This window comes from Caballeronia sp. Lep1P3 (assembly GCF_022879595.1).
Lineage (GTDB): Bacteria > Pseudomonadota > Gammaproteobacteria > Burkholderiales > Burkholderiaceae > Caballeronia.
This window is the reverse complement of the sequence record NZ_CP084265.1, coordinates 850,363-876,815: the sequence shown is the minus strand read 5'-3', so window position 1 is coordinate 876,815 and position 26,453 is coordinate 850,363. Positions and strand designations below refer to the sequence as shown.

At 63.8% G+C, this 26,453-nt stretch carries 25 protein-coding genes; 11 read left to right on the top strand and 14 right to left on the bottom strand.

Annotation, left to right across the window (positions count from 1 at the left end; translation table 11 throughout):
* Window positions 1–25: 25 nt before the first annotated feature.
* Window positions 26–676, top strand: a complete 651-nt coding sequence (ureG, locus tag LDZ27_RS04070) for an urease accessory protein UreG (RefSeq protein ID WP_244815445.1) — start codon at window positions 26–28, stop codon at window positions 674–676.
* Window positions 677–740: 64 nt separating this feature from the next.
* Here ureG and LDZ27_RS04065 read toward each other — a convergent pair whose 3' ends face one another.
* The 5 genes from LDZ27_RS04065 to waaC form a co-directional block, all read right to left on the bottom strand.
* Complete coding sequence (locus LDZ27_RS04065) at window positions 741–923, bottom strand: hypothetical protein (protein WP_244815444.1); 183 nt, start codon at window positions 921–923, stop codon at window positions 741–743.
* A 165-nt stretch (window positions 924–1,088) separates the two neighbouring features.
* A complete protein-coding gene (locus LDZ27_RS04060; protein WP_244815443.1) occupies window positions 1,089–1,502 on the bottom strand; it encodes a hypothetical protein in 414 nt (137 codons plus the stop codon).
* A gap of 60 nt (window positions 1,503–1,562) precedes the next feature.
* Window positions 1,563–2,882: a lipid IV(A) 3-deoxy-D-manno-octulosonic acid transferase gene (gene waaA, locus LDZ27_RS04055; protein WP_244816033.1), complete on the bottom strand. Its 1,320-nt coding sequence runs from the start codon at window positions 2,880–2,882 to the stop codon at window positions 1,563–1,565.
* Between the two features lie 41 nt (window positions 2,883–2,923).
* Window positions 2,924–3,808, bottom strand: a complete 885-nt coding sequence (locus LDZ27_RS04050) for a Kdo hydroxylase family protein (RefSeq protein WP_244815442.1) — start codon at window positions 3,806–3,808, stop codon at window positions 2,924–2,926.
* A 48-nt stretch (window positions 3,809–3,856) separates the two neighbouring features.
* A complete protein-coding gene (gene waaC / locus LDZ27_RS04045; RefSeq protein WP_370653389.1) occupies window positions 3,857–4,798 on the bottom strand; it encodes a lipopolysaccharide heptosyltransferase I in 942 nt (313 codons plus the stop codon).
* A gap of 225 nt (window positions 4,799–5,023) precedes the next feature.
* Here waaC and LDZ27_RS04040 point away from each other — a divergent pair, with 225 nt between their 5' ends.
* Window positions 5,024–5,455: a DUF29 domain-containing protein gene (locus LDZ27_RS04040; protein WP_244816032.1), complete on the top strand. Its 432-nt coding sequence runs from the start codon at window positions 5,024–5,026 to the stop codon at window positions 5,453–5,455.
* A gap of 55 nt (window positions 5,456–5,510) precedes the next feature.
* On the opposite strand, the gene LDZ27_RS04035 is transcribed toward LDZ27_RS04040, so the two are convergent.
* Window positions 5,511–6,911 carry a phosphomannomutase/phosphoglucomutase gene (locus tag LDZ27_RS04035; protein WP_244815440.1) on the bottom strand — a complete coding sequence of 467 codons (1,401 nt, stop codon included), beginning with the start codon at window positions 6,909–6,911 and terminating at the stop codon, window positions 5,511–5,513.
* A 427-nt stretch (window positions 6,912–7,338) separates the two neighbouring features.
* Here LDZ27_RS04035 and LDZ27_RS04030 point away from each other — a divergent pair, with 427 nt between their 5' ends.
* From LDZ27_RS04030 to LDZ27_RS04010, 5 genes are all read left to right on the top strand, one after another.
* Window positions 7,339–8,601 (top strand): oligosaccharide flippase family protein, encoded by a 1,263-nt coding sequence (locus tag LDZ27_RS04030; RefSeq protein ID WP_244815439.1) that lies wholly within the window; start codon window positions 7,339–7,341, stop codon window positions 8,599–8,601.
* Complete coding sequence (locus LDZ27_RS04025; protein ID WP_244815438.1) at window positions 8,598–9,404, top strand: glycosyltransferase; 807 nt, start codon at window positions 8,598–8,600, stop codon at window positions 9,402–9,404. Before LDZ27_RS04030 ends, LDZ27_RS04025 begins: the two co-directional genes overlap by 4 nt.
* Before the next feature lie 26 nt (window positions 9,405–9,430).
* Window positions 9,431–10,570 carry a glycosyltransferase family 4 protein gene (locus LDZ27_RS04020; protein WP_244815437.1) on the top strand — a complete coding sequence of 380 codons (1,140 nt, stop codon included), beginning with the start codon at window positions 9,431–9,433 and terminating at the stop codon, window positions 10,568–10,570.
* A gap of 24 nt (window positions 10,571–10,594) precedes the next feature.
* Window positions 10,595–11,650: a UDP-glucose 4-epimerase GalE gene (gene galE / locus LDZ27_RS04015; protein WP_244815436.1), complete on the top strand. Its 1,056-nt coding sequence runs from the start codon at window positions 10,595–10,597 to the stop codon at window positions 11,648–11,650.
* Window positions 11,651–11,723: 73 nt separating this feature from the next.
* Window positions 11,724–12,833 carry a glycosyltransferase gene (locus LDZ27_RS04010; protein WP_244815435.1) on the top strand — a complete coding sequence of 370 codons (1,110 nt, stop codon included), beginning with the start codon at window positions 11,724–11,726 and terminating at the stop codon, window positions 12,831–12,833.
* A gap of 57 nt (window positions 12,834–12,890) precedes the next feature.
* On the opposite strand, the gene LDZ27_RS04005 is transcribed toward LDZ27_RS04010, so the two are convergent.
* The 3 genes from LDZ27_RS04005 to LDZ27_RS03995 all read right to left on the bottom strand — a co-directional run bounded on the left by LDZ27_RS04005 (window position 12,891) and on the right by LDZ27_RS03995 (window position 15,461).
* Window positions 12,891–13,586 carry a dienelactone hydrolase family protein gene (locus tag LDZ27_RS04005; RefSeq protein WP_244815434.1) on the bottom strand — a complete coding sequence of 232 codons (696 nt, stop codon included), beginning with the start codon at window positions 13,584–13,586 and terminating at the stop codon, window positions 12,891–12,893.
* Between the two features lie 210 nt (window positions 13,587–13,796).
* Window positions 13,797–15,044 carry an oligosaccharide flippase family protein gene (locus LDZ27_RS04000; RefSeq protein ID WP_244815433.1) on the bottom strand — a complete coding sequence of 416 codons (1,248 nt, stop codon included), beginning with the start codon at window positions 15,042–15,044 and terminating at the stop codon, window positions 13,797–13,799.
* Entirely contained in the window at window positions 15,045–15,461 is a 417-nt protein-coding gene (locus LDZ27_RS03995) for a hypothetical protein (protein ID WP_244815432.1), read from the bottom strand. It abuts the gene before it with no gap.
* On the opposite strand from LDZ27_RS03995, the gene LDZ27_RS03990 reads away from it, so the two are divergent.
* The 3 genes from LDZ27_RS03990 (at window position 15,414) to LDZ27_RS03980 (ending at window position 19,922) form a co-directional block, all read left to right on the top strand.
* On the top strand, window positions 15,414–16,604 hold the full coding sequence (locus tag LDZ27_RS03990; RefSeq protein WP_244815431.1) for a glycosyltransferase: 1,191 nt from the start codon (window positions 15,414–15,416) through the stop codon (window positions 16,602–16,604). The genes LDZ27_RS03995 and LDZ27_RS03990 overlap by 48 nt on opposite strands.
* Window positions 16,605–17,178: 574 nt before the next feature.
* On the top strand, window positions 17,179–18,639 hold the full coding sequence (locus tag LDZ27_RS03985) for a hypothetical protein (protein WP_244815430.1): 1,461 nt from the start codon (window positions 17,179–17,181) through the stop codon (window positions 18,637–18,639).
* An 89-nt stretch (window positions 18,640–18,728) separates the two neighbouring features.
* Window positions 18,729–19,922 carry a glycosyltransferase gene (locus tag LDZ27_RS03980; RefSeq protein WP_244815429.1) on the top strand — a complete coding sequence of 398 codons (1,194 nt, stop codon included), beginning with the start codon at window positions 18,729–18,731 and terminating at the stop codon, window positions 19,920–19,922.
* A gap of 15 nt (window positions 19,923–19,937) precedes the next feature.
* Here LDZ27_RS03980 and LDZ27_RS03975 read toward each other — a convergent pair whose 3' ends face one another.
* The 3 genes from LDZ27_RS03975 to LDZ27_RS03965 form a co-directional block, all read right to left on the bottom strand.
* Window positions 19,938–20,405 carry a hypothetical protein gene (locus LDZ27_RS03975; RefSeq protein WP_244815428.1) on the bottom strand — a complete coding sequence of 156 codons (468 nt, stop codon included), beginning with the start codon at window positions 20,403–20,405 and terminating at the stop codon, window positions 19,938–19,940.
* 139 nt (window positions 20,406–20,544) lie between these two features.
* Entirely contained in the window at window positions 20,545–22,266 is a 1,722-nt protein-coding gene (locus LDZ27_RS03970; RefSeq protein WP_244815427.1) for a GMC oxidoreductase, read from the bottom strand.
* A 104-nt stretch (window positions 22,267–22,370) separates the two neighbouring features.
* Window positions 22,371–23,000: a DapH/DapD/GlmU-related protein gene (locus LDZ27_RS03965; RefSeq protein WP_244815426.1), complete on the bottom strand. Its 630-nt coding sequence runs from the start codon at window positions 22,998–23,000 to the stop codon at window positions 22,371–22,373.
* Window positions 23,001–23,303: 303 nt separating this feature from the next.
* On the opposite strand from LDZ27_RS03965, the gene LDZ27_RS03960 reads away from it, so the two are divergent.
* Window positions 23,304–23,759: a hypothetical protein gene (locus LDZ27_RS03960; protein WP_244815425.1), complete on the top strand. Its 456-nt coding sequence runs from the start codon at window positions 23,304–23,306 to the stop codon at window positions 23,757–23,759.
* 59 nt (window positions 23,760–23,818) lie between these two features.
* On the opposite strand, the gene LDZ27_RS03955 is transcribed toward LDZ27_RS03960, so the two are convergent.
* Window positions 23,819–25,135, bottom strand: a complete 1,317-nt coding sequence (locus LDZ27_RS03955) for a glycosyltransferase WbuB (RefSeq protein WP_244815424.1) — start codon at window positions 25,133–25,135, stop codon at window positions 23,819–23,821.
* Between the two features lie 175 nt (window positions 25,136–25,310).
* Window positions 25,311–26,453: a glycosyltransferase family 4 protein gene (locus LDZ27_RS03950; RefSeq protein WP_244815423.1), complete on the bottom strand. Its 1,143-nt coding sequence runs from the start codon at window positions 26,451–26,453 to the stop codon at window positions 25,311–25,313.

Below are 26,453 nucleotides of genomic sequence, written 5' to 3'. Positions count from 1 at the left end.
GCTTTCGCATCCGAACCGGTATCGCATGAACGCTCCCGCCTATTCCGCCGCTCTTCGCCGAACCAAGAAACTTCCGCCGCTGCGCGTGGGCGTGGGCGGGCCCGTCGGCTCCGGCAAGACGACGCTGCTCGAAATGCTCTGCAAGGCGATGCGCGACAAATACGACCTCGTCGCCATCACCAACGACATCTATACGAAGGAAGACCAGCGGCTTCTGACCGTGGCGGGCGCGCTGCCGCCCGAGCGCATCATGGGCGTCGAAACGGGCGGATGCCCGCATACGGCGATACGCGAAGACGCGTCGATCAATCTCGAAGCGGTCGATCGGATGGTGTCGCGCTTTCCGGACGTGGATGTCGTTTTCATCGAATCGGGCGGGGACAATCTCGCGGCGACGTTCAGCCCGGAGCTGTCCGATCTCACGATCTACGTGATCGATGTCGCGGGCGGCGAGAAGATTCCGCGCAAGGGCGGGCCGGGCATCACGAAGTCGGATCTGCTCGTCATCAACAAGACGGACCTGGCGCCTTACGTCGGCGCGAATCTCGACGTAATGGCAAGCGATGCGAAAAAGATGCGCGGCGAACGTCCGTTCGTCATGTGCAATCTGAAAGCGCTCGACGGCCTCGACAGCGTGATCGCTTTCATCGAAAAACAGGGCTTGCTGACTGCGTGATCCGAGCGCGGCCAACCGGCGTCTCGCGTCGCCGGTGGGCCGCACTCCTCGTCAACCAGAGCGCCTAACGCGGGCCATGCCGGCGTTTCGCGCCGCCGCCGGCGCCGTGATCCTTGCCGGCCTTCGTGTGATTCGCCGCATGCTGGCCGCCGCCGGGCTTGTCGCTGCTCGTCGTCGCGGGCTTGCCCGATTGCGCCTCGGCCTTGACGTCCTGTTCGGTTTGATTGGTGGGCGGTGCTGTTTTCATGCTGAGTCCTCTTCGTCTGCTGAACGTTGTAACGATGCCTCGCGTGAACATGCTGGGAATCGATCGGGCGGGCCGGCCCTGTTTTGCGACCGGCCGTTCGCTTGGCCCGCGCATCGCGCGGACGATCGATCCATCGGGTTTTCCGCAAGCGTCGTTCCACTGCCGTCAACGGCGGCGGGACGCGAAAAGGCGGCCCAGCAGCTTCCGTATGCGCATGGCGCGGTCTTCGAACAAGTAAGAAGCGATCAGCGCGAGAACACCCGAAACCACGCCCGTCAGCACATGCTCGACCCAAGGAATGCGGTAATGGCTCGCGTGCGAATAGGCGTCGCCGAGCGCCGTCAGCACGCCGACGATCAGCGCATTGCCGTATCGATTCGTGTAGAGCCTGCGCGCCGGAGTGAAGGTCACGAGCACAGCCAGAAGCCCGGTGAAGAGACCGGTTCGAAGCGCGATGGTCCAGTGCCCGAGATTCGTCAGCTGGCTCAGGCTGCCCGGCATGCATGTCATGCACGCGGAAGCCGGCTGCCAGAAACGCTGAACGAACAGAGTTGCGCGGCGCTTCCATTCGCTCGGCATGATTGTCCTCCGCGCAATCGGATCGATCCGGCCATCGTTCGAGGCGACGTGCCTACGCGCTCACTTCGCCGCTTCGCCCTCTTCCAACATTACACCTAGAACCGCCACCGTCCTTTGCGTCGCGCCGCGATGCCGCGCCGCGAACGCCGCCGCTGCCGCGCTCATCGCGATACGGCGCGCGCGGTCGTTGAAGAGATCGCGCAAGCCCTGCGCGAGCCCCTGCGGTCCATCGACGCGCAATGCGGCGCCCGCCGCGATGGCATCGTTCGTCGCCTGCGTGAAGTTGAACGTGTGCGGCCCGATCAGCACGGGAACGCCCGCCGCGCACGCTTCGATCAGATTCTGCCCGCCGAGCGGCAACAGACTTCCGCCGATGAACGCGAGATCCGCCGCCGCGTAATACGCGCCGAGTTCGCCCATCGAATCGCCGAGCAAAACCTGCACGCCCGATGGCAACGGCGGCGGCACGTCCGCGCCCGATCCCGCCGCGACGGGCTTCGGCGCCCACACGGAACGGCGCGCGTGCGTCATCCCGGCGGCGGCGATCAACGCCGACACTTCGTCGAAGCGTTGGGGATGGCGCGGCACGAGAATCAGCAGCGCATTCGGCACGTTCAGCGCGGCGAACGCGCGCAGCACCAGCGTCTCCTCGCCTTCGCGCGTGCTCGCCGCGACCCACACCGGCCGCTCGCCGATGGCCGCGCGCCACGCCTGTCCGCGCGCCACGAGTTCGGGCGGCGCGGTCATGTCGAACTTGAGATTGCCGAGCACCGCGACATTGCGCGCGCCGAGCGCGCTCAGGCGTTCGGCATCCGAGGGCGTCTGCGCGAGCACGCGCGAAAATCCGCCGAACACTTCGCGCACCGCGCGCCCGAAACGCGCCGCCCGCCGATACGATCGCTCGGACATGCGCGCATTCGTCAGCACGAGCGGCACCTCGGCGCGCTTGCATTCGTCGATGAGCGTCGGCCAGACTTCCGTTTCCATGACGATGCCGAGCGACGGCCGCCACGCACGCAGAAAGCGCCGCACGAGATGCGGCGAGTCATACGGCAGATAGCTGCGCATCACGCGATCGCCGAAAAGTTCGACGCCCGTCGCGCGGCCGCTCGGCGTCATGTGCGTGATGAGCACGCGCGCTTCGGGATGCGCCTTCATCAGCGCTTCGATGAGCGGCTGCGCCGCGCGCGTCTCCCCAACCGACACCGCGTGCACCCAGATGAGCGGCGCGAGATCGTCGGCGCGGCGCGCGGGGCCGCGTCCGAAACGCTCCGCGATATGTTCGCGATAGCCGCGCTCGCGGCGCGAGCGAATCAGAAGCCGCACGACGGCGAGCGGCGCGACGAGCCACCACATCGCGCGATAGATCGCCCTCAGCACCACCGCCGAGAACGGCGCAGCCGGCGCGGATGCCGGGCCGCTCAAACGAGCGCCCGGCCCTTGAGCCGCTCGAGAATGCCGAGCGGCGCGCGATCGGGCCGCGCCATCGCCTTGACGGGCAGAAAGAACGTCTGCTCCATCATGTACTGGCCGGACATGACCGCGTGCGACGCCTGATCCGAGAAGCAGATCCACACGCAGCCGGGCGGAAACGGCATGGTCTCCTGCGGCGAGGACTTCTGATAATCGAGGTCGGCCTTCATCGCGTCGTGCAGATGCAGCATCAGGTGGTCGTACTCGCTGCGCTTGGTCTTCGTGATGTGCAGCAGGTTCATGAGCCACGCCGATCCGGGCGCCTGCGGCTTGATGGCGGGCAGAAAGCGCCGCGCCATGTCCTCGAACGGCTCGCCCACGCGCCAGACGCGCGGTGCGCCGTTCGGGTTGATGTTCGTGAATACGCGCAGGATGCGCTCGCCGTAGTTCGGGCGCGACGGAAAGGCATCGACGTGCAGGCGGCTATCGTCCTTGCGCCAGGAGCTTTCGCGCGTTTCGACCTGATGCAGCCGCAGGCTCGTGGGCGCGACGCGCAGCTTGCCGTCGTATTCGGGAAAGAGGCCATCGACGAGCGAGCGCGCATTCGCCTGGTATCGCGCGATGAGCGAGCGCACCGCCGAGTGCATCACGTTGTCGCCGAGCACGCCGTTGAGCGCGCCGCCGTTGGGCGCGAGGCTGATGTTCTTGCGCTTCGGGTCCGCGATTTTCGGGTCGAGCAGCGCCTGTTCGCCGCCTTCGATCGCAAAACGCAGATTGTGGAAATAGAGAACCTTGCCGTCTTCCACGCCGGCAAGAAGCGCCTCGCGCGGCACGGACAAGTGCCTGCCCTGCCAGTCGCACGATGCGACTTCGATGATTTGAGATTCCGTCATGTGCCTTCGAACTTGAGTTGGCTCGCACGGCGCTACGGGCTCCGGGCGTCAGAGCAGGCCGAAGCCCGCGAGCGCGGCCTTTACTTCGGAGAGCGTCGGATGCCGGCTCGCGTCGCCTAAGTTGATAACGTTCGGCGACCAATAGCCGCCAGTGCGCCATGCGGTCGAGAAATTGTACAACTCGACGGTCGGACGCTTCAGCGCTGCGGCAATATGAACGAGACCCGTATCGACGCCGACGGTTGCGGCCGCGCCGTCGATCAGGCCGACCACGGCGGGCAGCGAGAGCTTGGGCGGCACGATGGCCGCCGCGCCGAATTCCTTCGCGAGCTTCTCGCTCGTCGCGCGTTCCGCGTCGTTGCCCCACGGCAGCACGATGGATGCGCCGCGCGTGACGAGCGCCTGCCCGAGTTCGATCCACGCGGCTTCGGGCCATTGCTTGTCCGCGCGGGACGTGGCGTGCACGAACACGACATACGGCACCGGCAGGTTCAGCCCGAGCGCGGAAATGGCGAGCGTGGCGCGGCGCGTGTCGATGCCGAAGTCGATGTCGTCGGTGGTCTGCGGGCGCGGCAGATCGAGCGCGGCGGCGACGAGCTGGCGCGTGCGCTCGACGACGTGCGTGCGCGGCTCGATCGGCACGCGCCGGTCGTAGAAGAAGCGCACGGGCCATTCGAAGCCCGCGCCGTCCGTGCGATTCGCGAGCCCGACGAGCGGCCCGCGCGCCCAGCTCGCGACCCACGCGGTCTTGATGAGCCCCTGGCAGTCGATCACGAGATCGTATTTCTCGGCCGCGAGTTCGCGCCGGAACTTGCCGATCTCGCGCCAGTTCGCCGCCGATGCGAAACCCTTGCGCCAGCGCCTGAGCGAAAACGGAATCGCGCGGCGCACGCCATCGACCAGTTCGACGAGACTTGCGAAACTCTCTTCGACGAGCCAGTCGATTTGCGCATCGGGATAACGGCGGCGAATGTCGGCGATGGCCGGCATGTTGTGAACGACGTCGCCAAGCGACGACACGCGGACGATCAGGATCTTTTGCACGCTGTGGGGAGAGGCGCGGCTCGCGCGATGAAGAGAGAACGGGGAAGCGGGGATTTTAGCGCGGGCGGGGCGGCGTTAGCCTTGGCTCAAGGCTTTCGCGACGAAAAAAGTCGGTAACATACGATGACCGGGCGAGCCGAACCGGATATCCGATCAATAAAGGAGTACGCGATGGGAACGCGTTACGAACAGGACGTCGTGGCATGGGCGCGCGAACAGGCGGCGCTGCTGCGCGCGGGTAAGTTCTCGGCCATCGATGTCGAACATATCGCAGAGGAAATCGAGGACGTGGGCAAGAGTGAGCAAAGAGAGCTATCCAGCCGTATGTCCGTGCTGCTGGCGCATCTGCTCAAATGGCAGTATCAGCCCGGGCGCCGCGGCTCGAGCTGGCAGCGCACGATCCGGGAACAGCGCCGTGCCTTGTCGGTCGCGCTGCAAAAAACGCCGAGCCTGAACGGTTCATTGCGCGATCCCGACTGGCTCGTGAGCACATGGGCCGATGCCGTGTCGAAAGCGGCAGAAGAAACCGGGCTCGACGTATTCCCCGAAGAATTGCCGTGGTCAGCTGATCAAATCCTTTCGCCGCAGTTCTATCCCGAGTAACGAACAAAAAAACGGCGCGGCCTTCCGGCCGCGCCGCCCTCTCACATCATCGCGCTCAGAACGGCAGCTTAGCGTCCGCCTTCTCCGCCAGGATCACGCGGCGGAAATCTTCCTGAATGCGCTTCAACGCTTCTTCGCTGTCCGCTTCGAAGCGCATCACCACCACCGGCGTCGTATTCGACGAACGCGCAAGACCGAACCCGTCCGGATATTCGACGCGCAAACCGTCGATGGTCAGCACGTCGTCCGCGCCTTCGAACTTCGCCGATTTCTGCAAACGGGAAATCAGTTCGAAGTTCTCGCCCTCTTCCAGTTTGAGCTGCAGTTCCGGCGTGGAAAGCGAATTCGGCAGATCGTTGAGCAGCTTGCTCGGATCGTCCACGCGCGAAAGGATTTCCAGCATGCGCGCGCCGGTGTAAAGGCCATCGTCGAAACCGTACCAGCGGTCCTTGAAGAACACGTGACCACTCATTTCGCCCGCGAGCGGCGCGCCCGTCTCGCGCAGCTTCGCCTTCACGAGCGAATGCCCCGTCTTCCACATGACCGGCTCGCCGCCCTGATCGCGCACCCACTTCGCGAGATTGCGCGTGCACTTCACGTCATAGATGATCTGGCCGCCCTTGTTGCGCGACAGCACTTCCTGCGCGAAGAGCATCAGCTGACGGTCCGGGAAAATCACCTGCCCGTCCTTCGTCACGACGCCGAGACGGTCGCCGTCGCCATCGAATGCGAAGCCGACTTCGGCGTCCGTTTCCTTGAGCGCCTTGATAACGTCCTGCAGGTTTTCCGGATGCGCCGGGTCCGGGTGATGATTCGGGAAATTGCCGTCGATGTCCGTGAACAGTTCGACGAGTTCGCAGCCGAGCGCCTTGAAAAGACGCGGCGCGAGATCGCCCGCGACGCCATTGCCAGTATCGACGACGATCTTCATGCCGCGCACCGGCTTCACATCGGACACGATGCGGTCGAGATACATCTGCGACACGTCGAACTCGGTGTAGCTGCCTTCTCCCGACGAAAAGTCGCTATTGACGATGCGCTGATACAGGCCCTGAATCTGCTCGCCGTAGATGGCCGCGCCGCGCAGCACCATCTTGAAGCCGTTGTAATCCGGCGGATTGTGGCTGCCCGTCACGACGATGCACGAATCCACGCGGCGTTCGCCCGAAGGCAAAGGCAGCGGCACGCTCGCCGCGAAATAGCCGACGGGCGTCGGCACCATGCCGACATCGACGACATCGACGCCCGCTTCGCGCAGGCCGTCCGCGAGCGCTCCCACGAGTTCCGGACCGGACAGGCGGCCATCGCGCGCGACGACGACCGAATCGCCGCCCTGCTTGCGGATTTCGCTGCCGAACGCGCGGCCGATGCTCTTCGCGACATCCTTGTCGACCGTCTTGCCGACGATGCCGCGAATGTCGTAAGCCTTGAAAATGGATTGGGATACTTGGCTCATGAGATGGCTACCTCTTCTGTATTTGATTGATGAATTCTCGGCGATGCAGCCATGAGGGCGCGCATGTTGGCAAGGCGATGGCGTTTTCGGGCGCGCCCGAGCCTGCCGACATGCGCGCGAACGACTGCCAGTCGTGACATGACGAAGCTGCGCATGAGTGCCGAACCCTCGCGAACGAGAGAACGATCCGTAGCGAAGGCCGGGCTTCGGTTCGCACTTATAATCGCTGTCTTTCAGCGCTTTTCACGTTGCGCGCCGCAGTCCCAAGCCTGCGCATTCATTCTAATCCAATGCCTATACGCTCTTTCGCCTCTGCCCCGACGAATGAGGCGCCTTCGCGCGCAAACGCACAAAACTTCACCGGCTCTGGCATACGTTCGCCCGGCGAAGAGGCTGCGGTAGCACGGTGCATGCCTGGAATCCACGCATGAAAGTCCTCGCGCGCTCGGGCAATCCGGACGTTGCCCGCGCGCTTGCGAACATCGTCTGGCTCGGACTCGAACGCCTCACGCAGATCGCGGTGGCCATCGTCATTTCGGGTCTTCTCGCGCGCTATCTCGGTCCCGATGCCTTCGGCAAGTGGCAATACGCGAACACGCTGCTGCTCGTGATCGCGCCGATCACGTGGGTCTGCGGCGCGGAGATTCTCGTGCCGACCATCGTCGATAAACCGCCCGCGCAGACGGGCGCGGTGCTCGGCAGCGCGTTCGTGCTGCGCATGAGCGTCTCGGTGATCGCGCTCGTCGTGACGTGGATATGGATAGCGGCGGGCGGCGTCGATCCGCTCGTCGGCGCGATGCTCGCCGGGCTCGCGGTCACGATGCTCTTTCGCGAGCCGTTCATCGGCGTCATCAATGCGTGGCTGCAAAGCATGACCTATAGCAAGCCGCAGTTGATCGCGAGCATGACGACGGCCATCGCGAAGGCGGCGCTCGTCTATGCGCTCGTGCGCGCGAGCGCGCGCGCATGGAGCTTCGGCTGGCTATGGGCGCTCGAAGCCGCGGCGATAGGCGGCGCGCTCGTCGTGTATTACATGCGGCGTCATGGCGGCACGCTCGGCTGGCGCTTCGATCGCGCGCTCTTCAGGCATTTCGCGAGCGCGGGCACGGTGTTCTGGCTCGGGCTCATCTGCATGTATCTGTTCCTGAAGCTCGACCGGCTGATGCTCGCGCATCGCGTGTCGTTCGCGGAACTCGGGCTTTATTCCGCCGCGCAGCAGTTGAACGAGAACTGGATTGCGCTCGCGCTGATGCTTGCGCAAACCATCGCGCCCGCGTTTGTGTATCGCGTGCAGGAAACGGCGCGCGTGAAGCGCAACGTGCTGCGTCTCTTCGCGATGACCGGCGCATTGATGATCGCGGGCGCGCTCGTGCTCGATGCGCTCGCGGGCTTCATCATCGCGCGCGTGTTCGGGCCGAATTATGCGGGCGCGGCGGACCTCTTCCGCTGGGCCGTGTGGCTTTCGGTGCCCGCGGGCATCGAGGCGATCGGCAATCTCGTCGTGCTCAAGTATCAGGCCAGATACGTGCTGCTTTGCAAATGGCTGCTTGCGCTTGCCGTCGCCTTTGCAGTGAACGCGTTCGCGATTCCACGCATGAACGGCTATGGCGCGCTCATCGGCCTCGCTTGCGGCTATCTCGCGGCGGCGTGCGTGAACTTCTACTACATTCGTCTGCGGCTTCGCGCATGAACGCACTTTCCGATGTCGCCGTGTTGCTTCCCGCGTTCAACGGCCAGCCCGATGTCGAACGCACGCTTCTGTCGTTCGATGAAAGCGAGCCGGTGCGCGTGCTGATCGTCGATGACGGCAGCACGCCGCCGATTCACGCGCCCGCCATCGATGGCCTCGACATCGAAGTTCTGCGCCTGCCGCAAAACGGCGGCATCGAGCTCGCATTGCAGGCGGGCATCGACGCGCTGGCGCAACGCGGCGTGCGCTACGCGGCGCGCATCGACGCGGGCGACCTCGCGACGCCCGGCCGCCTCGCGAAGCAGCGCGCGTATCTCGACGCGCATCCGAACGTCGCGGTGCTCGGCATGTGGACGCATGTGGTCTCCCCGAACGGCGCGCCGCTCTTCGATCTCACGCCGCCGACAGAATGCGCGTCGATCGCCCGCATGATGCTCGCGCGTTCGTGCTTCGCGCATCCTTCGCTGATGCTGCGAATCGATGCCGTGCGCGAAGTGGGCAACTATCGCGCGGACTATCGCGCAGCCGAAGACCTCGATCTGCTGCTGCGTCTCATGACGCGTTACGAAGGCGCGAATCTGCCGGAATTCGGGCTCTATTACGAACTGAACGAAAGCGGCATCAGCGCGACGAAGCGGCGAACGCAGACGCTGTCAACGCTGCGTCTGCAATTGCGTTACTTCCGTGCGGCGAACATGTTCGACTGGATCGGCGTCGCGAAGAGCCTCGCGCATTTGCTGTTGCCCTATCGCGCGCTGCGCGGACTCAAGGCAAAGCTGCTCAAGTCTGCGACGCCCGCCTGAGCGCGCGGAAAATCGAAGAACAACGGATGAACAACGACAAGCCGAGCCTACGCATCGCCCTCGTGTGCAACACGGCATGGGCCATCTATACCTACCGGCGCGGTGTGTTGCGCATGCTCACCGAACGCGGCGCGCAAGTGACGATCATCGCGCCGCGCGACCGCACGTTCGAGCCGCTCATCGAAATGGGCTGCCGTTGCGTCGAATTGCCGATTGCTTCGAAAGGCACGAATCCGCGTGACGACATGAAGACGCTGATGGCGCTCTACCGCGAATATCGCGCAACGCGCCCGCATCTGGTCTTCCACTACACGATCAAGCCGAATATCTACGGATCGTTCGCTGCGAGGCTCGCGCGCGTGCCGTCGATCGCCGTGACGACGGGCCTCGGCTATGTCTTCATCCAGCACAGCCGCACCGCGCAGATCGCAAAGCGCCTCTATCGTTTCGCGTTCCGCTTTCCGCGCGAAGTGTGGTTCCTGAATCGCGACGATCATCAGGCGTTCGTCGATCAAAAGCTGCTCGCGCATCCCGACCGCGCGCGACGTCTGCACGGCGAAGGCGTCGATCTCGACGATTTCGCGCTCGCGCCCTTGCCGCGCCGCGAGGACTTCGTGTTCATCCTGATTGGACGTCTTTTGTGGGACAAGGGCGTCGCCGAATATGTCGAAGCGGCGCGCCGTTTGCGCAAGCGCTATCCGCATGCGCGCTTCCAGTTGCTCGGACCGGTCGGCGTCGACAATCCGAGCGCGATCAGCCGCACGGACGTGCAGGACTGGGAGCGCGAGAATATCGTCGAATATCTGGGCGAAGCGAACGATGTTCGCCCGCTCGTCGCGGCGGCCGATTGCGTCGTGCTGCCGTCTTATCGCGAAGGCGTGCCGCGCACGCTGATGGAAGCGTCCGCAATGGGCCGCCCGATTGTCGCGACCGACGTGCCCGGCTGCCGCGAAGTGGTCGAGCATGGACTCAACGGTTTTCTGTGCGAGGTCAAGAGCGCGGACAGCCTCGAGCAACAGCTCGAACGCATGCTGAGCTTGCCTGTCGAAGAACGCGAGGCGATGGCCCGGCGCGGCCGCGAGAAAGTCGCAAGCGAATTCGACGAGAAGCAGGTCGTCGAACGTTACAAGGGCACAATACACGCCATCACCGGCATTTCACTCTGAATTGCGCTTCCTGGAGAGCACAAAATGAATGGCAACATGTCGCCGAGCGACGCTGTGCAGGGCAAGAAGGGCACCATCCTCGTGACGGGCGGCGCGGGCTTCATCGGCTCGCATACATGCGTCGAACTGCTCGATGCGGGCTACGGCGTCGCGGTCATCGACAATCTCGTCAACAGCCGCGCGGAGTCGTTGAACCGCGTTGAGCGCATCACGGGCAAGCGCGTTGCGTTCTATCAGGCAGACGCCCGCGACGAAGCCGCGCTCAACCGCATCTTCGACGAACACGCGATCACCGGCGCAATCCACTTCGCGGCGCTGAAAGCCGTGGGCGAATCGGTGGCGAAGCCGATCGAGTACTACAGCAACAACATCGGCAGCTTGCTCGCGGTGCTCAACGTGATGCGCGAGCGCAACGTGCGCAACGTTGTGTTCAGCTCGTCGGCGACCGTCTACGGCGTGCCGGAAAGCGTACCGATCGACGAGAGCTTTCCGCTTTCCGCGACGAACCCGTATGGCCAGTCGAAGCTCATCGCCGAGCAGATTCTGCGCGACCTCGAAGTGTCCGATCCTTCATGGCGCATCGCGACGCTGCGCTACTTCAATCCGGTGGGCGCGCACGAAAGCGGTCTCATCGGCGAAGACCCGGCGGGCGTGCCGAACAACCTGATGCCTTACGTCGCGCAAGTGGCGGTCGGCAAGCTCGAGCGGCTGCGCGTATTCGGCAGCGATTACGATACGCACGACGGCACCGGCGTGCGCGATTACATTCACGTCGTCGATCTGGCGCGCGGGCATATCGCCGCGATTGCCGCGCTAGAGTCGCTGGATCGCAGCTTCGTCGTCAATCTCGGCACGGGGCAAGGCTATAGCGTGCTGGATGTCGTGAAGGCGTTCGAAGCGGCTTCGGGCAAGCGCGTGCCGTATGAACTCGTGCCGCGCCGCCCCGGCGACGTCGCTGCGTGCTACGCCGACCCCGCCGCCGCCGAAAAGCTCATCGGCTGGCGCGCGGAGCACGGCATCGAGCGCATGTGCGCCGATCACTGGCGCTGGCAATCGCAGAATCCGCAAGGGTTCGCGTAAAGCCGCGCCGCCTCGCGTCGCTGCCTGCCATTCGCGGCGATGCGGGGTTGCTGTCATCTACCGGTCCATTTTCATGCTTAGTTTCGCGCTTGCTTTTCTGGTCTCGCTTGTCGTGACCTTGTTGATCGTGCGGTTTGCGCACTTGCAGGAAGGCATGCTCGGCGACACCGATCTCGCCGGCGTGCAGAAGTTTCATGCGCGGCCCGTTCCGCGCATCGGCGGCGTCGGCATTCTGTGCGGGCTCACGGCCTCCGCCGTGCAATTGCGATGGAGCTACCCGCTCGTATCGGCCGGCATTCTCGGCATCATCGCCTGCGGCATGCCCGCGTTTCTCGCGGGCCTCATCGAAGATCTCACCAAGCGCGTGACGCCGCTCGCGCGGCTCATCTGCACGATGGCCGCAGCCGGTCTCGCCTATGCGCTGCTCGGTATCGCGGTCACGCGCATCAGCGTGCCGCCGCTCGATTTCGTGCTGTCGTATGCAGTGGTCTCGTGCGCCGTGACGGTGCTCGCGGTCGCGGCGCTCGCCAACGCGGTGAACATCATCGACGGCTTCAACGGCCTGGCTTCGATGGTCTCGTTCATGATGTTCGCGTCGCTTGCGTATGTGGCGTTTCAGGTGCACGACCCGATCGTGCTGTCCGGCTCGCTCATCATGATGGGCGCGGTCATGGGCTTCTTCATCTGGAACTTCCCGGCCGGCCTCATCTTTCTCGGCGATGGCGGCGCGTACTTCGTCGGTTTCATGCTCGGCGAACTTTCGATCATGCTCGTCATGCGCAACCGCGATGTATCCGCGTGGTACCCGGTGCTGCTCTTCATGTACCCGATCTTCGAGACCTGCTTCTCGATCTACCGCAAGAAGTTCATTCGCGGCATGTCGCCGGGCATTCCGGATGGCGTGCATCTGCACATGCTCGTCTACAAGCGGCTGATGCGCTGGGCCGTCGGCGTGCAGAACGCGCGTGAACTCACGCGGCGCAACTCGCTCACGTCACCGTATCTGTGGCTGCTGTGTCTCGTCGCCGTGATTCCGGCAACGCTTTTCTGGCGTCACACGCTGCATCTCTTCTGCTTCGTGATGGTGTTCGCGGCCACTTACGTGTGGCTCTATGTCAGCATCGTGCGCTTCAGGGCGCCGCGCTGGCTCGTGTTTCGCAGGCCGCATCCGCTGAAGAAGTAACGCTTTTTTATTGCGCCGACGCCGCCCTCCTCCGGGCGGCGTTTTTCATTCGAGGCCCTATTTCAGGTGCTTTTCGAAGAACTCGGCGGTGCGGCCATTGGCGAGCCGCGCCGCGTTCGCGTCGTAGTGCGCGCCCTGATTGCGCGCGAACGCATGATGGCATCCGGGGTACGTGTACGCCTCGATGTTCGCGTGTCCTTTCACGGCTGTGAGCACGCGATTACGCGCATCGGCGTCGATGAATTCGTCTTCTTCGGCAAGATGAATCAGCAAGGGCTTCGAAATCTTGGGAAGTTCTTCGAGGTGCTTGTCCGTGCCGCCGCCGTAGTACGAGACGGCTGCATCGACGTCGGTGCGCGCGGCCGTCAGGAACGAAAGCAGCCCGCCGAGACAGAAGCCGATCGAGCCGATACTGCCCCGCACTTCTGAAAGTCCGCGCGCAAAGCCGATGGTCGCCGCGATATCTTCCACGCCGGTATTCAGATCGAACGCGTTGTAGTACTTCATCGCCTGTTGCCATTCGGCTTCGGTGCGATCAGTGAGATTCACGTTCGGTTCCAGCCGCCAGAACAGGTCCGGACATAGCGCGACATAGCCCTGACGCGCGTATTCGTCGGTGGTTTCGCGCATGTCGCCGTTGATGCCGAAAATCTCCTGCAGCACGACGACCGCAGGCGCGGGCGTTTGCGCCGGATAAGCGACGTAGGCGTCGAAATCGCCGTCGGGCGTCGAGATGCTGAGCATGGTGGACATTGCAGTTCCTCGGATCGTGGTCGGCGGATGGCGGCGCGTTGCATGGCGCTTTTATGACGCGCCTTGTGCGTCGATCGCAATGCACGTCGATGCAACGCGCTTTCTTGATAGGCCAAAAACGAAGCGCGCGCCAGCATTGTTTTGCCGGCGCGCGCGATCACTTCGAGGCCATGCGTAGCCCTTACCGATTCATCGTGCGATGCCGCGCGCTCACGCCTCCCTCGCGATCCGATACAGCATCCACGCCGTCGCCGATGCGAGGCCCGCGGTCATCGCCCACGCAATGCCCGTCACACCCCAGAGATGCGTGGCAACCGGCACCGTCACGCACAAGACGACCGCCTGCACGATGGACGCGTGCGTCGCCACCTTCGGCATGCCGGTTGCGCGCAGCCACGACACGAGCACCGCGATAACCGCGCCGATCGCCATGTTGATGACGAAGATGCGAAAGAGCGGCACCGCCGAGAGCCATGCCGGTCCGAGCACGAATTCGAAGAGCGGCTCGGCGGCCATGCGCAGCACGATCACGAGTACGGCGAGTCCCACGGCCGCGAGCAGCAGATAACGGCGAAAGAGCCTGCGCGCGCCCTGCACGTCGCGCCGATGATGCTCGGAGAACGTGGGAAAGAGATACTGCGACATCGCGATGGCGGCATCGGCGAGCAACATCTGCGCGAGCTTCGACGACATCTGATAGGCGCCCAGTTGCAGCGGCCCGAGCAGTTTCGCGACGACGACCTTGTCGAACTGATTGAGCAGAAGATTCACGACGCTGCCCGCCCAGATCCAGCGGCTGAAGTTCACGTAATGCGAAATGCCCGCGAACGAGAAGCGAATGGGCGGACGCGGCGACATGGCGGTCCACGTCAGCGTGGTCTTGAGCACTTCGCCCGCGACGAGGCCGATGAGCACCGAATAGGCGCCCGCGCCGGACAGCGCGCATACGAGCCCGACGGCGCAGTCGGTGAATGCCGCCGTCGTCTCCACGCCCGCGAGCTTCTGAAAGCCGCGTTGCCGCGTGACGACGAAATACGCCGGCGATGCGATGCCGCGCACGATCGGCAAGACGGCCGCGAGCAGAATGAGGCCGATGGACCCGCTCATGTGGAACTGGCTCGTCATCAGCGGCGCGAGCGCGGCAAGCAGGAGGCCGATGAGAAGACCGCGCATTGCGAGCGTCGCCCATACGGAGCCGAGCTCGTCATGTGTCGGCGCATCGCGTCCCTGCACGACGGCTTGCGCGAGTCCCGTATCGGACAACGATTCGGCGATGGCCACGGCGAGCAGCGCGATGCTCACCGCGCCGATCGCGGCCGGCCCCAATATGCGTCCGATGGCCAGAAACTTGACGGCGACGAAGCCGCGCACCACCACTTGCTGCAACAACACCCAGAACGCCGCATCGTGCTCGAATCGCGCGCGCGCTGGCAAAAAAGATAGCCGGACAGATCTCACTCAGTTTCCCCGCGCTGCTATGGTTCGATTGATGGCGCCGCGATATGTCGGTATCGCGCGTTTCCACCTTGCGCGCCACGCTTCGCGCACCGTATCCGGATGACGGGTGCGCGCGTGGCCGCGCTTCTTCTCAGACGACTGGCGCAAAAGTAGCGTGGCCGCGTGCGTTGCGGACGCCAACGCGTAGTTCAAATCGGCTCTGAATGCATGCGATGGCGCGCCGACCGATCGCTTGGTGTTCTTCACCACATCGCGCGACGCGGATAAACGCTCAAATATGGCCATCGAGTGCGCGCGCACGATGTTACGTTCGATGTTCGGCGCACTCGCGTCCTTCACATCAAAACCTACGAGCCGGATGCGACTTTCATGGTGAACGATACCGTCCTCATCATCGAGCCTGATTTCAGCGGCCATCGCTGGCGCTATGCGCAATGGGCGGCGAATGCGTATATGGAAGCGGGCTATCGATGTCTGATCGTGACGGAGCCGCGCAATGCAGGCCATCCGCTCGTCAAGCAGATTCAGGAGCAAGGCGGCGCGCTCGACATCATGCTCGTGCCGCCGCCCGAACGCGGCTCGCGCAAGGGGCTTTCGTCGATCAGCTACATGCGCGCGCATGAAAACTTCAGTCATGCCTATGCAACCGCGAGCCGCGAGCGCAACGTGGCGCTCGTCGTCGTGCCTTATGTCGATTACTTCCTGCTCGCGCTGCCCTTTCTGCGCTCGCCCTTCGGCAAGACGCCGTGGGTCGGCGTCACGATGCGCTCGAACTTTCATCATCATCTCGTCGGCGTGCGCGCGCCGCGCCGTCCGCTCGTCAATGCGGTGAAGTCGAAGCTCTTCGCGCGCGCGATTCGCGTAGGCGGCATGAAGACGCTGCTCACCATCGATCCGACCTTGCCCGACTGGTGGAAGCGCAATGCACGGACTTCAGGCACGGCATCGGGCACTGCCATCGAATATCTTGCCGATCCCTTTCCCGATGCGCGCGCAGCGAAGCCATCGGCGGCGCGGCAACGGCTCGGTCTCGGCGAAGGCGCGCATGTGCTCGTCTACGGCGCGATCAACGATCGCAAGGGCGTCTTCGAACTGATCGATGCGCTCGGCCAACGTAAAAACAACGCAAAGACACCGACACTCGTGATCGCGGGTGCTCAGGACGACGACGTGCGTGCGTTGCTGAGCGCCGCTGCGGGAAAGCTGCAGCCGAAGCCCGTCGTGCTCGACCGCTTCATATCGAGCGAGATGGAGCTCGATCTCTTTTCCGCGTGCGATGTCGTGTGGCTCGGCTACAAAGGGCACTACGGCATGAGCGGCGTGCTGGTGCAGGCGTTTCGCTTCGGCAAGCCGGTGATTGCAACGGCAGACGGTCTCATCGGCTGGTTCTGCCGCACGGGCGAACTCGGGCCTGTTATCGACGATCTCGCGCCTTCTTCGATCAACCGCGCACTCGACGATGTTCTCGCGCGACGCACGCGCCCCGTTGCGGCGGGTCATCTGCTGGAACGCAATACACTCGGGCAGTTCAAGGAAACGTTGCGTCAGGCGATGGCCTGACCGACTCACTGACTGACGCTTGCGATACCGAACATCACTGCGATGATCGCAAGTCCCCGGATGAGATCGAATCGAATCGATCGATCGGGGCCTGACATGCGTGGCGCGCCGAAAAGACTGGATCGTCTTCCCCCGGCTTGCGCGGGATCCTCGTATCGGCGCGATGCACGCGCATCGCGATGTTGTGTGGTCTATATCCGGCGTCTCGCTTCGTTGCCGGCAGTCGAATGATCGGCCGAGTAACGCGCTGCAATCCGCCAAAACATCATGCATAGCGGACTCGGGCCGCGCGCAACGTCGACCACGTTGCTATGAGCGCGAGAAAGCCTCGCAACGAGCGTGGTGCGCCGAACATGGCCGTCCGTTCTTTAGCGCCTAACGCTAGTGGCTAAACGCCGCCGCGCCGATGCGCGATTTGGGCCGCTGCTATATTCGACCTACAAAATACGGGGTGCCCGGAAGACTCGCAGAGGCTTCATCAGAACGCGAACGACATGCGACACCGGGCATGAAGCGGCATCACGCCGCGAGGCATCGACTTCGACGAGCTTTGCCATTCAGAGAAGAGAACGTCATGCGCAACAAGTTTGCCGCCATCTGGATATGGCTTTTTCTGCTTCCTCTCGCATTCGATTTCAAAGGCGCTGAAACGGACAGCAAGGCCATTCAGATCCTGCTCACTCTTCCCGCGATGGCCGCGGCCTGCGCGCTTCTGCTGATCGCGCCTCGCTTCGCACACCGCTCACGCCTGCGCGCATGCGTCACGTCGCTCTTTCTCGTCACGATGATCGGCAGCGTCGCCACGCAAATGCTGCAAGGAAACGACTCCGGCAATTACATGCGCGTGATCCTGCCGTTCTTTCTCATGCTGCTCGGCTATTTCGTCGGCTGCCGTCCGTGGGAACCGGAACGGCTTCGGCAGATCGAGCGGGCCATGTACTGGTCGATGATCGCATCGCTCATCTTCAGCTTCGTGTACGGCATGGCGACCGGCGGCGATCTCGAGAACGTGCGCTTCAAGATCGTCTCGGGCACGTTTCTCTGCCTGCAAGGGCTCTTGCTGCACGAGTTCGTCATTGCGAAGCGAATCAAGAAATTTACCGCGCTGCTCTTTCTCGCAACCGTGGTGATCGAGCTTCTGAGCGTCACGCGCAGCCTGCTCGTCGGCACGATAGTGCTCTTTGCCTTCGCGACATGGCTCGCGGCTCCGTCCATGAGGCATCTCTTCAAGGCGGCGTTGCGCGCGATGATGGTGGCGTCGCTGCTCGGCGCCATGGTGGCCGCATCCGCTGCGATCTTCCCGAGCGTCGCGGAGCACTGGTCGCAGCGCATGTCGTTCGCGAAGGAGACGGAGTCCGGCCGCGATCCGACGACCATCACGCGTCTTGCCGAAATGAAGGACCAGTACGACCAGACGACGTCCGACACGCTCGCGCTATTCGTCGGCAAGGGCTACGGTCACGACTATCACTATTCGCCGGATTACTTGCCGGATCTCGCGGGCCAGTTCACCGCGAAGGATTTCTACGCGATCGACGAGTGGGCGGCGGGGCATAACTTTTGGATATACCAGTTCTTCGCCGGCGGTCTGCTGTTCGGCATCGCGTTGCCGGTTGCCGTGCTCTGGGCGCTCTATCGCGGCTCGATGGCGTATCGGTCGTGGCGAAGCCGCGCGCCCGACGCGATGTATCTGCCGGTACTCGGCCGCGCATTGCTCGTCGTGGCCGCGCTGCCCGCGACGTCGGTGGGCGGCAATCCGCTCGGCAATCGCTTCTCGGGCATCGTCTTCGGCGTGGCGCTCGGGCTGCTCGTCGCGGCATTCGCGCGCGTCGCGCACGCCATGCGCGTGCGTGCGTCGCAAGGGCCGACGTTCGGGGCCGCGCGCGGGCCATGGCGCTCGCACGGCGAGGACGACGAGGCGCAGCCCGAATACATGCCCGCTTTCGCATCGCATGCGCAGGGCATCGCGCTCGAACATCGCGCACAGGGCCGGCACGAGCCGACAGGTGCGAGCACATTCGCGCCGTCCGCATAAGCATCTTCCGCATCAGCGCCGTCCGCATAACCGGCATCCATAAGCCAGCGGGCGTCGACACGCCAACGAATCCGGGGAAACGTTTCGTCATGAAGATTCTGCATCTGCTTTCCACCATCGATCCGCGTGCGGGCGGCCCGATCGAAGGCGTGCTGCAAAGCGGCCTCAGCATGCGCGCGATGGGTCACGAGATAGAAGTCGTATCGCTCGATGCACCGGACGCGCCCTATCTCGCCGGCTTCGCGCTGCGCCTGCATGCGCTCGGACCGTCGCGCGGTTTCTATGGGCTATGTCCGCGGCTCGTGCCGTGGATGCGCGAACATGCGGCGCGCTTCGATGCGGTCATTGTCAACGGTCTCTGGCAGTATCACAGCTATGGCGCGTGGAAGGCGCTGCGCGAAAGCGGCGTGCCCTATTACGTGTTTCCGCACGGCATGCTCGATCCGTGGTTCAAGCGCACCTACCCGCTCAAGCATCTGAAGAAGTGCCTCTATTGGCCGTGGGCCGAATACCGCGTGCTGCGCGATGCAAGGCGCGTGCTCTTCACAACGGAAGAAGAACGCGTGCTCGCGCGCGAATCGTTCAGGCTCTATCGCGCGAGGGAAGAAGTCGTGGCATTCGGCACGCGCCAGCCGCCCGCCGATTCGACCACATCGCGCCATGCGTTTCTCTCGATGTATCCGCAACTCAGGGGCAAGCGCGCGATTCTCTTTCTCGGCCGCATCCACGAAAAGAAGGGGTGCGACCTGCTGTTGAAGGCCTTTGCAGCGGTGCGCGATATCGATTCACGCGCCCATCTCGTGATGGCCGGCCCCGACGACGGCGAGTATTCCGCGCAACTGCGCGCACTGAGCCGCGAGCTCGGCATCGAGGACCGCATCACATGGACGGGCATGCTCTCGGGCGATCTCAAGTGGGGCGCATTCCGCACGAGCGATGTGTTCGCGCTGCCCTCGCATCAAGAGAACTTCGGCATTGCCGTCGCCGAAGCGCTGGGGTGCAGGCTGCCCGTGCTGATCTCCGACAAGGTCAACATCTGGCGCGAAGTGAAAGCGGATGGCGCGGGCATCGTCGGGAACGATACCGTCGAGGGCACCATCGAGGCGCTATCCGCATGGCTTCGCATGGACGAGCGCGCGGCGCTGGCCATGCGCGAGCAGGCGCTCGCCACCTTCATGCGCCGCTTTCATGTGGATGCGATGTCGAAGGATCTCGCACGCGTGCTGCGTGAGACCGCTAACACGCGCGATGGCGGCATCGCGCGCGGTGCGCTCGCCGCATGAGGCGAGCCTTACTGATTACTGATTCGACTGAAGGAACGCGGCAAAGCGGCTCTGCACCGAGATAATCTTGCTCGCGCAGTCGTCGTAGTCGGAGCCGCGCGCGCGTTCGGGACCATACATGCCGCGGCATTGCGCATATAGCGCGATCGTCGCGCCATTGCCGTTCGCCACGCGCGTCGCCGAATAAACGGGCTTGCCCGAACGCGACGGCACATCCGTTTCGATCGCCACCGCATCCGCGCGAATCACGGGCTGATTGGAATTCAGCTCGATATAGCGCTTCGCGCGCGCCCACATTGCATCGCATTGCGCGGCATCGCCGCAGCGCACCGTTGCGTTGCGCTGCGCGGCATCGAGCGATTGCTCGGAGCGCGTGAACCCCTGCGCGCGCTGCGCTTCCTTTTCCGGCGACGAACATGCCGCAAGTGAAAGGGATAGGACAGATGCAAGCGATGCAAGCGCGGCGAAAGTGTGCTTTTTCACGGGCTATTCTTCAATAACGAGGACGGATGGCGATTATAGCCATGCCTCTTCCGCCGACGCATCCGGGCATATCCGGGCCAAAAAGAAAACGCCGCCAGTCGTCGACCGGCGGCGTCCCCTCTCCCCTGAACACAGGCTATTACGCCAGGTCCCCCCGCATATGCAAGGCCGATGCCGCCATCGGCAACTCGGCTGCTGTCTGAGTTCTAAGCGGCGTGCCGGATGATCCGACGAGCGTCGTCGTCGCATCGTCGCCCTTGATGACGCGCCCGAGATGGGCCGCGAGCCGCAGCGTGAGCGCGGCGATCGTGATGGTCGGGAAGTTCGCGCCGACCGTCGGAAACACCGAGCTTCCCGCCACGTACAGGTTGCTCATGCCGTGCATCTTGAGATCGCGATCCACTACGCCTTGCTTCGCCGAATCGTGCATGCGCGTCGTGCCCATGTGATGCCAGGTGCCTTCGAGCTGCGCGGGCCACGGCTTGCCTTCGAGCGTCTCGTCGAGCGTCACGTCGGCGACGCCGCCGCGCTGCAACTCCGCCGCGATATGCGCGACCGTGCGATCGAACGTGCGCTTGACCAGCTCCGTCACCTGCCAGTTCACCTTCACGCGATTCATGCCGAGCGCGTCCTTCTGCGGCGCCAAGGTCACGCGGCTGTCGCGGTTCGGCTCCGCTTCGACGATGGTCTGAATCTTCACTTCGGTGATGAGCGGGCGCGGCTGCAACAGACGCGCGAGTCCGAAGCACGCGGTATCGACGGGATTCGCCATCATCGTGAGGAGATCGCCGGTCATGCTGTAGCCGGGCTGATCCTTCTTGAGCAGCGCCTGCTTCGCGCGAATGAGCGCTTCCGAGCCCTTGGTGTTTTCGCCGCGAAACACGGAATAGAACCACGCGCGCGCGTTGAGCAGCTTCTCTCGTTCGAGCGTCTTTTGCGTCAGCGCGAACTGCGACGAGATGAACGTGCCGTGCGCGGACACCGCCTTGTTCTGATAGTGATACTTGATGTCGTACAGCTTGTTGCGCGCCCATTCCTTCTTGAAGCGCACGTTCGCCGACATGATGCGCGGATGGTCCATGAAATAGCGGCCGACGAGATCGTTGGCATTGCCGAGGCCCGCCTTCTGCACCTTGTTCGACGAAAGCAGAAGACGCGCATTCTCGATGCCGCCCGTCGCCAGCACGAACACCTTCGCGCGAATCGCGAAGCGGCGGCCGGACAGCGTGCCGACATCGATCTTCGTGACCGAGCGCGCGTCACTGTCGGTATCGATGTTCATCGCGTTGGCGAAGAGAAACACGCGCACGTTCTTCGCCGCGAGCAGTTGCTTGCGATAGACCTTGCCGAAGCGCACCGGCGGGCTGAACTGCGAAATGGTGTCGCGCACGGTGCCGCTCGGAAACGGATGGCGCCGCACGTCCGGCCGATGAATCGCCGATTCCCAGTACGCGGGATCGAAGTTGTTCTCGCCCAGTTGCAGCAGCGCATGCGTGCGCGCGTAGTACGGACGCAGTTCGTCGAGTCCGAAGGGCCAGCCGCTATCGGCCACCCAATCGCGCTTTTCGAAGTCCCACGGATCGAGCGGACGGCACCAGCCGCCCCAGCAATTACTGCTGCCGCCGAGGAAGCGGCTGCGGCAGCCGTCGGCGAATTCGTAAGGAACCCCAACGTTTTCACCGCGATACAGGTCGCGCGTTTCGTCGTCGGCGCGATATCCGCCACTTTCCAGCAGGCATGCTCCGATGCCCTGCTTCTCGAGCTCCAGCGCGAGCGTGATGCCTGCCACGCCCGCGCCGACGATGCATACCGTGGTCTCTATCACCGCGCCTTCTTCGACGCTGCGGCTGTCAATGAACATTCCCCGTTTCCTCTTTTCTTGTGCTTTTTTAGCGGTGTTCGCGGTGACGCGCACGAGCCCCTGCCCGCATCCGTTTCGCCGCGCTCTGGACTTCCATTTTTTCTTCAGGCCGGAAAGCGTTTCTTGATGAAGCGCACCGGATTGCCGCCGTACACACCTTCTGCTTCGAGCGAGCGATGCACGACGGACATCGGCGTGACGAGCGCCGAGCGTCCGATGGTGACGCCCATCTGCACGACGCATTTCGATGTGATCCACGCGCCGTCCTCGATCACGATCGGCGCGACCTTCAGGTCCATGTTGTCTGCCACGTCGTGCGAGCCGGTAGTGAGAAACGCGCCCTGCGAGATGCACACGTTCGAGCCGATGCGAATGTCGGCCTGGTTATAGATCCATGCATCGACGCCGAACCAACAGTTGTCGCCGACGACGAGATTCCACGGCGCCTTCACGCGGATCGGATGCGGCATCCGACAGTTCCTGCCGATGCGCGCGCCGAATGCGCGCAGCAGCGCCACACGCACGAACGACACGGGTATCAGCTTGTTATTGATGAAGCACGCCTCGACGAAGAACCACGCGAGTTCCATCATCAGGCCGCGTTTCGCGACGAAGTTGCCGCGTCCCGCACGCGACAGATCGATCACCTTGCCGCGTCTGCCTGCGGCTTTCCTGCCCTCGCTGCCGCCATCGCTCGCCGCGCCGATGCATCGCTCGTCGATCGCTCTGTCCATGATTCGTGGCCCCGTCGCGCTGTCCGCCTGATTCTTTTTTCTTTCGCCTGGCTCTTGCCCGCCATGCCGACAGCGCGCGCCATGCGCGGCTTCGCAGCGCTCGCGGGCGGCAAGCGGTGAAGCGATTATCAGTGAGCGCTAAAGAGCGGGACGTGCGCTATGACACGGTTGGCCGCATCGGCAAGACTTTTGGCGCAAGCGGTCGATGTTGCCGCGCGGCTATCGTCCAAGCGATGCGTAGCGTACCGAAGCATCGGCACGATGCGCTGTATAACGCACCACGACATCAGCCTGGAGAGAGAGATGAAACACGAGCTACGCGCGGCGCTCATGCCGTTTGTGATCGCCGCACTGGGACCTTGCGCGCTTGTCGCATCGTCCGCTGCGCATGCGGCCCATTACTCCGATGCGGCCACTGGCACGCGGCAGCCCGGCGGCATCACGCCCGCTGAAGCGAATTTGCTCGGCAGCCCCGATGCTTATGCCGATCCCTATGCGGTGCCTTACGGCGCGCCTGTCGATGGCACCGCGAAAGCGGCGCAGGGCATCTCGCCTACGGACAAGTTGCTCGCACAGCAGAACGGCTATGTGGGCAATCCGGGCGCGGGCGCGCAGTTGCGGCGCGCCCCGCGCAACGGGGACGCTAAAGCCATGCTGATGCCGGAAGGCGCTGCGGCAACGCTGTATCCCGCGCCTGGCGGATACAAGGCGCCGCCCAAGGCCGCGCGTGCACGCAACATCTACAGGTCGCCGTATTGAAGCACGAGTAGAAGATGCGCGGCCGCCGACGCGTGCGTCGAGCGGCCGGCAAGACGCGCTCACTCGACCTTTTCGATCTGCGTGAGGATGGGTGCATGGTCGCCCATGCGCACGATGGCGAGATCGGCGGCATCGCTTGCCCGTGTGTCGGCTGCGTCACCGATGAGCGACTTGAGACGTTCCTCGAGGCGCGCAAACACCGAATGCGGCGAGAGCCGTTCTTGCGCGAACAACCGCCCTTCCTCGCCATAACGCGCGCGCAAGTCAGGATGACGCACGAGCATCGCGATGGCGTCGGTCAGCGCCCCGACGCTTTCCGGTTCGATGACCACGCCGCGTCCCGAGACCGCTTCATACAGCTCGGTCCCCGGATGCGCCATCGCGACGACGGCGCGCGCGCTCGCGAACATGCCGGTCAGCTTCGAGGGCATCACGAGATCGGCGACATCGCCGCGTTGCGGCAGCACATGAATGTCAGCGAGATTCAATAGCTCGTTCAGGCGCTCGATGGGCTGCAACGACAGAAACCGCGTATTCCGCAAATTGGCGCAGCGCTTCTGCAACGCGGCCTTGGTCGCCCCGTTGCCGCAGAACACGAAGACGATGTCGTCGCGGGCCGCGAGCGCGGCAGCGGCATCGGCGAGAATCTCGAGGCCCTGCTTCGCACCCATGTTGCCCGAATAGAGCACGACCTTCGCATGCTCGCCGATACGGAGTTCGCGGCGAAACGCACTCGGGCCATCGATCGGATAGATCGCCGTGGTATCGACCCAGTTCGGCAGATGGAACGAACGCGCGAGCGCAACGCCCTTCGCCACCGCGCGCTCGACCATCTTGTCGGAGATCGACGACACCACGTCGAAGCGCTTCATGAGCCAGCGCTCGAAGGCAAGCGCGGTGCGCGCGGCGCGCGCATTCTTGAGCAACCCGAGATCGAACGCCGCGTCTACTTCGAAGTCCTGAATATGCAGCCATGAACGCGCGCCTGTAATACGGGCAAGCGCGAGCGCGCCCGGCGCGTTCGCAAGGCTCGGCGCGATCGTCATCACGATATGCGGACGCCATAGCGCATGCATGGCGAGTGCGGGCAACGACGTGAGCGCGAACGATGCGAGATGGAGCATGCGCTTGGCGCCGCTCGGCTTCTTCGGCACCCACAGCGGCGCGCGCCACAGACGCACGCCCTTGCGCGTCTCGAAGCGATGCAGCCAGCTCGCATAGCCCTCGCCCACTTTCCATTCCGGATAGTACGGCGGCGCGCAGACGACGCGCACCTCGTGGCCGCCATGGGCCAGCGCTTCCGCCATTTCCGCCGTGTATTTGCCGGTTCCCGTCAACTCGGGCGCATAGTTGAGCCCGTAGATCAGTATTCTCATGTGGTCCCTCGCCCCGACAATCGCGCCCTGCGTCCCGAACGTACCCTCGCCGTCCGGCAAAGCGCCAGCCATCGGGATGCGCAGGACCGCCGCCCGATGGCGTTTCATCACCGCTTTTGTTTCGTCCTCCTTGCGATTTGCGTCATCGCTGATTCCGGTTCTATCGACAGCTTCTTCAGTTCGTCAGCAGCAATGCGCAGCCGCGCGCGATGTTGGCCGCGGCCGAAGGCGGATCGAAGCGCCGGATGACCTCCGCGCAGCGCTTCGCCACGCCAGCCGTATCCGCGAATGCTTCGAGCGACTTGAGCATCGTCCGATGCAGGCTCGCGACATCGCCGGCAGGAAACGCGTACCCCGATACGCCTTCCACCACCAGTTCCGGCACGCAGCCGCAACTCTCGCTCACGATCACCGGGCATCCATGATTCAAGGCTTCGTTCGTCACGAGGCCCCACGGCTCGCGCTTGCTCGGCAACACCATGCACGTTGCGCCGAAATACTCACGCGAGAGCGGCCCGTCCTGAAGGCTGCCGAGAAAATGCACGGCTTCCTGCAGGCCCGCATCGGCGACCTGCTTCTTCAGCTCATCGCCGAGCGCCCCTGTGCCGACGATGCGCAACTGTGCATCGGGCACGGTCTTTCTCAGGAGCTTGAACGCATCGACGAGCGTGTCGACACCTTTCTCCGCCGACAAGCGCCCAACGAACAGAAACACAGGCTTCTTGCCTTGCCGATGCGCGAGGCGGTCTTCCACGACCGTCTCGGTGGAGAACGCGCGCGGCAGCGCGGCGGCCTGGCACGGCGTGAAAATCTTGTCCTGCTTGGCACCGAGCGACATCAGATACTCGCGGCTGCGCGTGCCGAAGGCGAAGTAACCGTCGCACAGCGCGAAGAACACCCGCTTGGGCAGCGACGTCACCATGCGGCGCGGATTGTCGCGCGCGGTGGAATCGCAAAACACGGCGCGGCGCTTTCCCGTCACGATGCACGCGGCCATCATCGCCCAGTACTCGGGGCGGTGATAACCCGGCAAAACCACGAGGTCCGATTTGGCCTTGAGCACTTCCCAGACGAGACGCGCGGTCATGCGCCACGTCGGCACGTCTTCGTAGCATCCGTTGTAGAGCTTCGTCATCGGATAACGATGAAACGAATAATCGACATCCGAAAAGCCGATGCGATCGTGCTCGGTATCCGCGATCTGCACCATCGAATAGCGGATCGATCCCGTTCCCGAGAGGTGATGCAGCGCGGACAACACTGCGCCCTTGTGCCGCGACCACACCACGTTATGAAAGATGGTCACTGAAGCTGACAT

Excerpts from the sequence above, each read along its gene's own strand:
- LDZ27_RS04060 (WP_244815443.1), bottom strand. The coding sequence starts at position 1,502 with ATGCCGAGCGAATGGAAGCGCCGCGCAACTCTGTTCGTTCAGCGTTTC.
- waaC (WP_370653389.1), bottom strand. The coding sequence starts at position 4,798 with ATGCCGGCCATCGCCGACATTCGCCGCCGTTATCCCGATGCGCAAATC.
- LDZ27_RS04040 (WP_244816032.1), top strand. The coding sequence starts at position 5,024 with ATGGGAACGCGTTACGAACAGGACGTCGTGGCATGGGCGCGCGAACAG.
- LDZ27_RS03995 (WP_244815432.1), bottom strand. The coding sequence starts at position 15,461 with ATGGCCGCTGAAATCAGGCTCGATGATGAGGACGGTATCGTTCACCAT.
- LDZ27_RS04030 (WP_244815439.1), top strand. The coding sequence starts at position 7,339 with ATGAAAGTCCTCGCGCGCTCGGGCAATCCGGACGTTGCCCGCGCGCTT.
- LDZ27_RS03965 (WP_244815426.1), bottom strand. The coding sequence starts at position 23,000 with ATGGACAGAGCGATCGACGAGCGATGCATCGGCGCGGCGAGCGATGGC.
- LDZ27_RS03980 (WP_244815429.1), top strand. The coding sequence starts at position 18,729 with ATGAAGATTCTGCATCTGCTTTCCACCATCGATCCGCGTGCGGGCGGC.
- LDZ27_RS03985 (WP_244815430.1), top strand. The coding sequence starts at position 17,179 with ATGCGCAACAAGTTTGCCGCCATCTGGATATGGCTTTTTCTGCTTCCT.
- LDZ27_RS03990 (WP_244815431.1), top strand. The coding sequence starts at position 15,414 with ATGGTGAACGATACCGTCCTCATCATCGAGCCTGATTTCAGCGGCCAT.
- LDZ27_RS04010 (WP_244815435.1), top strand. The coding sequence starts at position 11,724 with ATGCTTAGTTTCGCGCTTGCTTTTCTGGTCTCGCTTGTCGTGACCTTG.
- LDZ27_RS03955 (WP_244815424.1), bottom strand. The coding sequence starts at position 25,135 with ATGAGAATACTGATCTACGGGCTCAACTATGCGCCCGAGTTGACGGGA.
- LDZ27_RS04035 (WP_244815440.1), bottom strand. The coding sequence starts at position 6,911 with ATGAGCCAAGTATCCCAATCCATTTTCAAGGCTTACGACATTCGCGGC.
- LDZ27_RS04020 (WP_244815437.1), top strand. The coding sequence starts at position 9,431 with ATGAACAACGACAAGCCGAGCCTACGCATCGCCCTCGTGTGCAACACG.
- LDZ27_RS04065 (WP_244815444.1), bottom strand. The coding sequence starts at position 923 with ATGAAAACAGCACCGCCCACCAATCAAACCGAACAGGACGTCAAGGCC.
- LDZ27_RS04025 (WP_244815438.1), top strand. The coding sequence starts at position 8,598 with ATGAACGCACTTTCCGATGTCGCCGTGTTGCTTCCCGCGTTCAACGGC.
- LDZ27_RS03950 (WP_244815423.1), bottom strand. The coding sequence starts at position 26,453 with ATGTCAGCTTCAGTGACCATCTTTCATAACGTGGTGTGGTCGCGGCAC.
- LDZ27_RS04005 (WP_244815434.1), bottom strand. The coding sequence starts at position 13,586 with ATGTCCACCATGCTCAGCATCTCGACGCCCGACGGCGATTTCGACGCC.
- LDZ27_RS03960 (WP_244815425.1), top strand. The coding sequence starts at position 23,304 with ATGAAACACGAGCTACGCGCGGCGCTCATGCCGTTTGTGATCGCCGCA.
- LDZ27_RS03970 (WP_244815427.1), bottom strand. The coding sequence starts at position 22,266 with ATGTTCATTGACAGCCGCAGCGTCGAAGAAGGCGCGGTGATAGAGACC.
- ureG (WP_244815445.1), top strand. The coding sequence starts at position 26 with ATGAACGCTCCCGCCTATTCCGCCGCTCTTCGCCGAACCAAGAAACTT.
- galE (WP_244815436.1), top strand. The coding sequence starts at position 10,595 with ATGAATGGCAACATGTCGCCGAGCGACGCTGTGCAGGGCAAGAAGGGC.
- LDZ27_RS04050 (WP_244815442.1), bottom strand. The coding sequence starts at position 3,808 with ATGACGGAATCTCAAATCATCGAAGTCGCATCGTGCGACTGGCAGGGC.